Origin of the sequence: Clostridium puniceum, from assembly GCF_002006345.1 — a bacterium.
In the GTDB taxonomy this organism is placed as follows: Bacteria; Bacillota; Clostridia; order Clostridiales; family Clostridiaceae; genus Clostridium; species Clostridium puniceum.
Genome location: NZ_LZZM01000038.1, coordinates 1 through 7,490, shown reverse-complemented (window position 1 = coordinate 7,490; position 7,490 = coordinate 1). Strand labels below are relative to the sequence as shown.

The 7,490-nt window shown below is 27.4% G+C and carries 8 protein-coding genes; 2 read left to right on the top strand and 6 right to left on the bottom strand.

All coding sequences use genetic code 11. From position 1 onward, the window contains the following. Positions 1–201 precede the first annotated feature (201 nt). Complete coding sequence (locus CLPUN_RS03320) at positions 202–603, top strand: ferritin family protein (RefSeq protein ID WP_077845969.1); 402 nt, start codon at positions 202–204, stop codon at positions 601–603. Between the two features lie 217 nt (positions 604–820). On the opposite strand, the gene CLPUN_RS03315 is transcribed toward CLPUN_RS03320, so the two are convergent. The 4 genes from CLPUN_RS03315 to CLPUN_RS03300 all read right to left on the bottom strand — a co-directional run bounded on the left by CLPUN_RS03315 (position 821) and on the right by CLPUN_RS03300 (position 4,751). Then, the gene (locus CLPUN_RS03315) at positions 821–1,258 is read right to left on the bottom strand and encodes an ACT domain-containing protein (RefSeq protein ID WP_077845968.1); all 438 of its coding nucleotides are present in this window, start codon (positions 1,256–1,258) and stop codon (positions 821–823) included. Continuing rightward, entirely contained in the window at positions 1,258–2,154 is an 897-nt protein-coding gene (gene thrB, locus CLPUN_RS03310) for a homoserine kinase (protein WP_077845967.1), read from the bottom strand. The genes CLPUN_RS03315 and thrB overlap by 1 nt, the downstream gene beginning before the upstream one ends. A 16-nt stretch (positions 2,155–2,170) precedes the next feature. After that, positions 2,171–3,625, bottom strand: a complete 1,455-nt coding sequence (thrC, locus tag CLPUN_RS03305; protein ID WP_077845966.1) for a threonine synthase — start codon at positions 3,623–3,625, stop codon at positions 2,171–2,173. 154 nt (positions 3,626–3,779) lie between these two features. Beyond that, positions 3,780–4,751 carry a DUF6414 family protein gene (locus tag CLPUN_RS03300; protein ID WP_242954031.1) on the bottom strand — a complete coding sequence of 324 codons (972 nt, stop codon included), beginning with the start codon at positions 4,749–4,751 and terminating at the stop codon, positions 3,780–3,782. A gap of 187 nt (positions 4,752–4,938) precedes the next feature. Here CLPUN_RS03300 and CLPUN_RS03295 point away from each other — a divergent pair, with 187 nt between their 5' ends. Continuing rightward, positions 4,939–5,913 carry an alpha/beta hydrolase gene (locus CLPUN_RS03295; RefSeq protein ID WP_077845964.1) on the top strand — a complete coding sequence of 325 codons (975 nt, stop codon included), beginning with the start codon at positions 4,939–4,941 and terminating at the stop codon, positions 5,911–5,913. Positions 5,914–6,030: 117 nt separating this feature from the next. Here CLPUN_RS03295 and CLPUN_RS03290 read toward each other — a convergent pair whose 3' ends face one another. Next, a complete protein-coding gene (locus tag CLPUN_RS03290; RefSeq protein ID WP_077845963.1) occupies positions 6,031–6,588 on the bottom strand; it encodes a DUF3867 domain-containing protein in 558 nt (185 codons plus the stop codon). An 86-nt stretch (positions 6,589–6,674) separates the two neighbouring features. Continuing rightward, positions 6,675–7,307 (bottom strand): epoxyqueuosine reductase QueH, encoded by a 633-nt coding sequence (locus CLPUN_RS03285; protein WP_077845962.1) that lies wholly within the window; start codon positions 7,305–7,307, stop codon positions 6,675–6,677. Positions 7,308–7,490: the final 183 nt, after the last annotated feature.

Sequence of the window (7,490 nt, the reverse complement as noted above, 5' to 3'; positions counted from 1 at the left end):
AGTCCAATATGTTGTATATTTACAAAGTTATCTATATAATATCATGAACCAGTTTTATTTTGATTCAATTATATCAAATATAATATCAGAATTCTATTGACAACAATATATCTATGTGTTAAATTAATTTTATTCTATTTAATTACATTCTATTTAATTATATTATATATCATTTTATTAAGTGTTATTGGAGGTAAATTTATGAGTTTAATTGGATTAACTAAGGGTACAGATTTAGAACAAAAAATTGATGAAATGTGGAAAGGTGAAGCAATGGCGGCAGCGGCTTATCATGCTTTTGCAATAGTAGCTGAAGAAAAAGGCTTATCTCAATTATCAAATGAATTAAAGAAAATTGCTGCCGATGAAGCTCGTCATGGAGGATTGTATGCAGCTTTAAACGGTCATACAAATCTAAATTTACTTGAAACTTTAAGTGCAATGTCTAATTCTGAAATTTCTGCTGGAGAGCAGATAAAAGAATTATCTAAAGTTATTGCTACATTAGGTTTTGAAGACGCTGCTCAAGCTGTAAAAGCTGCTGCAGAAGATGAATCCAAACATGGAAAAAAACTAAAGGAACTAATTGAAAAATATTTATAGAAGTTTTAAGTAGTAACTCGTAATTGATTACTAGTTACTCGAGTTCTTTTATTTATTATATTTAAACAATACTACTTCTCAAGCAAGGATATTCTCTTGCTATATATCTAAGTAAAACAAGTTCGAGTGCAGGATTTATATTAGTATGTTTTTAGTGTTACGTTATTAAAAAATAAACAAAACTTTGTAATATATAGATATTACAAAGTTTTGTTTATTATTCCATTCCAATAAACTCTACCTTTTCCACATTCTTAAGATTAAGTAGACCATCAGTTAATGTTTTTATATCACCATTTACAGTAGAAAGATCTATTGTTATACTTAGGTTTGCATATCCATTTAGAGGAATACCTTGATTTATTGTCAAAATATCGCCTCCTTTTTCTGCTATATAATTACTAATATTAGATAAGACTCCTTTTTCATTTTTTAATATGATATTATATGTAACTTTTCTTCCTTCTGAAGTTTCAGAAAAATCAAATACAAAGTCTTTATATTTGTAATATACGCTTCTGCTTATGCCTGCTATTTTTACAGCTTCTGTTATTTCTTTTACTTTACCATCTTTTAATAATTTTTTAGCAAAAAGAACTTTTTCATAAACATCTGGCAAAACTCGCTTATCTATAACTAAATAATCTCCACTCATTATTTTGTACCTTCTATAATGGTTGCCCCCGCATCATCTATAGATAACTCTAATATATCCCATTCCAATCCTTTTATTTTTAAATATTCTCTAAGCTTATTGCTAAAGCGCTCATCCTCGTCGTTAATAATAGCCATGATTGTTGGACCCGCTCCACTTAGGTAGCACCCCAATGCACCTAATTCATAGCTTTTATTATACACCTCTTCAAAACCAGGGATTAACGTGCTCCTGTAATTCTGGTGAAAGGCATCTTTACATGCGTATTTAATTAATTCATATTTACCACTTGAAAAACATGCTACCATAAGTGCTGCTCTTGAGACGTTATAAACGCCATCTTTAAGGCTTATTTCTTGTGGAATTACACTCCTTGCTTTTTTTGTAGATAATCTGAAATTGGGAATTATAGAAACGAACTTAATTCCTTTTTTAACGTCCACTTTATCATAGAAAGTCTTATTTTCATCAACTATTGCAACCACCATGCCACCAAGTAATGCTGGTGCAACATTATCAGGATGGCCTTCAATTTCTACAGCCATCTCTAATAATTCTTCATTTGAAAACTTCTTCCCCAAGATTTCGTTAGCTCCTACTAGTCCCCCAACTATACATGTAGAGCTACTTCCTAGACCTCTAGATACCGGAACATCTTGTTTAAGTTCACCTATTTCTAATCCTTTTATTTTATAGCCCGCTTTATCAAAGCAATATTTCATTGCTTGATAAATTATATTTTTTTCACTGCAAAACTCTTCTGGCATCCCTTTAAACTTCAAGCCATCTTCTAATTCTCTAAATTCAAAATCATTATATAGCTTTAATGCTATCCCAAGCGAATCAAACCCTGGTCCCATGTTTGCTGATGTAGCTGGTACTCTAACTTTAATCATACTTAAAATTCCCCTATTACTTTAAGTAAGAAAGTAGAGCATCCTTCATCTCTGACTTATCCCAAACTTCATCATGTAATACCTTAGCTGTTTCTAATGTACTTAAGCTACTTGGTATTGTATTATTTGTGTTAGTTGATAATTTTTCTAATACTTTAAAATCATCTATTCCTTCTACATCAATATTAAGAGCATTGCAAATGCTTCTTGGGAATTTAAATGGACTTGCTGTTGAAAGTATTAAAGCCGGTTTATCATCTTTAGTTTCTTCTACATATTTCTTTTTAACAACATATGCTACAGCTGTATGTGTATCCATTAAATAATTCTCTTTTTCATAAACTTCTTTTATTGCTACATAAACTTCTTCAGCGTCTGCAAAGTTTCCATAGAATTCCTTTATGAAACTCTTAATCTTTTCATTTACTTCATAAGCACCCTTAGTGTTTAAATCTTTCATAAGTTCACTAACAACTGTTGTATCTCTTCCACTTGCTTCAAATAATAATCTTTCAAGATTTGATGAAACTAATATATCCATTGATGGTGATTCTGTTAAAACAAGTTCTCTCTTCTTATCATAAACTCCAGTTTCAAAGAAGTCTGTTAAAACTTTATTTTCATTAGATGCACAAATAAATTTATCTATTGGCAGCCCCATTTGTTTAGCATAATAACCTGCCAAGATATTTCCAAAGTTACCTGTTGGAACCACTACATTTATAGCATCATCTTTCTTTATTATACCTTGATTTACTAAATTAAAATATCCATAAAAATAATATACTATTTGAGGTACAAGTCTTCCAATATTAATTGAATTTGCAGATGATAGGATATATCCCTTTTGAGCTAGCCCTGCTCTAAAATCATCATCTCCAAATATTTCTTTTACTCCTGTTTGAGCGTCATCAAAATTCCCCTTTATTCCAACAATCTTAACATTATTTCCTTCTTGACTCGACATTTGTCTTTCTTGAATTGTACTTACTCCATTTTTAGGATAATAAACTACAACTTTAAATCCTTCAACATTTTTAAATCCTTCAAGAGCAGCTTTACCTGTATCCCCCGATGTTGCAGTAAGTATTGTTATATCTTCCTTAACATCACATATTTTTTTTGCTCTTTTCATAACTTGTGGTAAAAATAATAATGCTGCATCTTTAAATGCACAAGTTGGTCCATGATATAATTCTAAAAAGTTGTTTTTAACCTCTACGCTAAATCTGTCATTATATGCAGAATTAATTGCTCCCATTAATTCTTCATCATCAATGTCTGTAAAATATTCATTGATAATCCTAAATGCTAAATCTTCATATTGGATTTTTGTATCTTTCTTTAGTTCATCATAAACCTTAGGAAATCCATCTGGAACGTATAGCCCACCGTCTTTTGAAATTCCATTAATTATTGCTTGAGCAGAAGCTATGTCTTTTTCTAAGCCCCTAGTACTTCTAAACTTCATTTCATCTCACCTCAAAATTGTATTAAGTATGAATATATCCACTTTTATTAACAAAATTCAATATATATTTCACTTGTTATATATATTATCATGTATCCTGCAGATACACAAGTGTTTTTCTGTAAAATACACAAAATATTTTTTCTGAAAATATTTACATGTAGATATCTAAAGGAATTATTTGTATTGCACTTTTATTTATTCTTAAACTAGGACATTCTGGTATTATTATATCATTTTTCTTTAAACATTCTAATAATGGTTTACATTTTTCAAAAAATTTTTCGTAAAACTCTTCCTGCCCAGTTTTTCTAAGTAAACTTATTGTATCACAGCCCTTGGTGCAGGTTTTTACAACCTTTCCTACAACTTTACAATGACAATTAATATTATCAAACAAACTGCATCTATTATTCATAAAATTATCTTTATTTACAGTTAAAATTGCTGTTCCATTTCCTGTTTCCATTATTAAATCCTGTGTATTATTGCAAGTCAAAATACTCCTTATATAGGTTAACATTTTCAAAGAAATAGAAAAATTAATTTTCTCTTTACAGTCTTTATTTAAATTGTCTAAATATTCACAACCAAAGATGGTTATTAAATTTATTAAAGCATCAATATAAGGTATAACTCCTCTGCTGGTTATTATTCCTTCAAGTTCAATTAATTCACCTGTAGATACATTATTATTTTCTATATCTGTTTGATTTCTATGCTGCAGCTGCTGATTTGTGTTAAAATGATCCAGTAATCTTTGATTTAATACAAAAGTCGTATACGTAGTTTTTACTTGTTCTTCTTCTCTTATACATTGTCTTAAATCTATGTCTTTTTCCACATGGTGATTTAAATTATTATTATTAGCTTCAACTTTATTATTATCTTTAAAACCTTCCCTCTCATTTTTACTTGTTCGATTTTCATTAAAGCAATCCAATCTTTCACCGTCATGAATTCCGGCTGATAAAGTTCTGTCAAACGCTTGAGTTTTAGTTATTGTTTCTATAAATCCTGTTAATACAAGTGAAGATAAATTTCTAACTAAATTTTCATCTAAATAAATAAGTACATCAAAAGGATTATTCATGAACGGCCCCTTTCCATTATTATTTTCTTTCATATTTCTTATACTAATATATTATTAATAGTTAATGGAAAATATTATTTAAACCTTCATTTTTAATTTTCACAAATGAAATAGTAATATTTTCTAAAAAATTACACTTTTCTTAATTTGCAAATTTTTTATAATTTATTATGATATAATTTATAATATAAATTCTTAAGGAAGGAGATACGCTTATCGTATGAAAAAATTTTTCAAAATATTTTCATTAATTTTCATTATTACATTTGTTGTTTTAGTTTCAGTATTTCACAAAAGAATAATTTTATCTTATGAAATTGCAAAAAAGTATCTTACTTTAAAAAATCATCTATGGACAACCCAAGCAATTAATATTAAAACTTCATCAAACTCTATGAGTTATAAAGATGTTGTTTATAAAAATACCAACGGAGTGCCTTTAACTCTTGATATTTATGCTCCATTAAAGCAAGTATACAAAACTTCTCCAGTACTTTTATATGTACATGGCGGCAGTTTTGTTTATGGTGATAAAAATATTCCAGATACTCTAAGTCCAATACTTGATACTTTTAGAGAACAAGGTTACACAATCATAAGCACTTCTTATGAGCTTATGAGGAATAAAGAAAATTTTAATAAGCAGATTTCAGATATTAAAGATACAATTCGCTGGGTATACAAAAATAAATCTGATTATAATTTTGACACAGACTATATAGGAGTTATTGGTATTTCCTCAGGGGCTTATCTTTCTCTTATGGCAAGCTATAGTAATGAAGCTGACTTTAAAGATGATGCTGAGTTAAGTAGATATCCATCTAAAGTCAAATACTTAATTGATTTTGCTGGACCAACTGATTTAAGTCTTTTAAATACTAATGATTTAAATTATGATTTATCAAAGATTTTTTTATCAATTAAAAATAAAGAGGATATGGTACAAAAATTTAATCCTATTGATTATGTTAATTCTAACAATCCAAATACTTTAATAATTCATAGTAACTTAGATTCTATGGTTCCTTATGAAAGTTCAAAAAAGTTATATGATAAATTAACTAGTGTAAAAGCTAATGTTGATTTAATTACTTTGAATAGTACAGCCCATGATTTATCAAGTATTTCAAATGATGATATAGTTGCTATTTCTAAAGGATTATTAAAGTTTATAATATTTAATTCACCATTATAGTACAAGATTAAATATAAAAATTATAAAAAATAATTTCTTGCACTAAAATAAATGGTACTCTTTTGTAAACACTACATCAGAGTACCATTTATTTTGCTATATACATAAACTTACTTATTAATATTCATAACTTTTTGTATTTTCGCATAATGTTATTTTTAATTTCTTATCTTCAACAACTTTTTTGTATGAACATAAAAACTCGCTTAATTCGTTATCGTTTAAATCTATATTTTTTTCACTTATTATTATTACATCTTCTTTTTCTAGCAATACTTTAATGTCATTCTTATCATTTTTTATGAAATACTCTGACATTCCTTTAGAAGATATTCTACTCTTATATTTTTCTTGAAAGCTGATAGTTTTTTTCATAGCTTCATAATTCATTCCTGAGTTATTTATATCAAAGCCAGGAATTTTAAATTGCTCGTCTATAGAAGCTGAATCAAAGCCATACCTCTCTAAAAACTTTTTTTGTATATTAATTAATTTATCCTGTGAAATATTATTTTCCTGCATATAAGACATTATATTTTTAGAAAAATCTGCCATGTTCATTTTTCCTTCAGCAAGCTTATAATACATAGAATATATGTAATCTTCGAACTTATCTATGTCTTTATCCTTTGCTTTGTTTTTTAATTCATTAAAATCTATGATTTTATCAGACATATTGATCCAATCCTTTCTAAATTAGAATATTCATAACTTAAATATACCATTTTTTATACTATACATGCTATATTTTAAAATAAAATTTATAAATTATTAAAATTAATTCTTTCTCTCTTAGAAAATATACATCCACAATAATCTTGTCTATATAAGCCATATTGATTAGACAATTCTATTGAACGTTTATAGCCTTCTTTCTTTTTAAAATCAGAATATAAATATTCTACATCATATTGCTTAGAAAGTTCATGTCCAATTTCATTTAGTTTTTGCGCATTTTTGTGAGGGCTTATAGATAAAGTTGTTGTAAAGTAGTCATACCCTTGTTTTTTAGCTATAATAGCTGCTTCTTTAAGTCTCAATTCATAACACTTAAAACATCTTGCCCCGCCTTCTTTTTGATCTTCTAGACCTTTTGCTGTATTATAAAAACTTTCAGTATCATATCTGCCTTCAAGAAAATTTATTTTATTTCTAACTTTAAGTGCTGAAATAAGCCCTTTTTGTTCCGCTACTCTTCTTGAATATTCTTCTAAAGGATATATGTTAGGATTATAAAACAAAATACTTATTTTAAAATACTTTGATAAATATTCTAGCACATAACTACTGCAAGGCGCACAACAACTATGTAGTAATAATGTTGGTGTTTTTTTCTCTTTAACTAAATTTTCTATTAAAGCATCTAATTCTTTTTGATAATTAATCTTATTCATGTATAAGTCATTCCTTCTTAAGTTTTATTGTATATACTAATTTTATAACATTCTATATTATCAAAATTTAAATATAGGATAAAACAACACTCCATTACTAAAATTAATGAAAATTTGTATTGTTCTATCCTATAAGTCTTTGTATAATTATAAAGTTATAATATATATTATTATAGCCTAAAT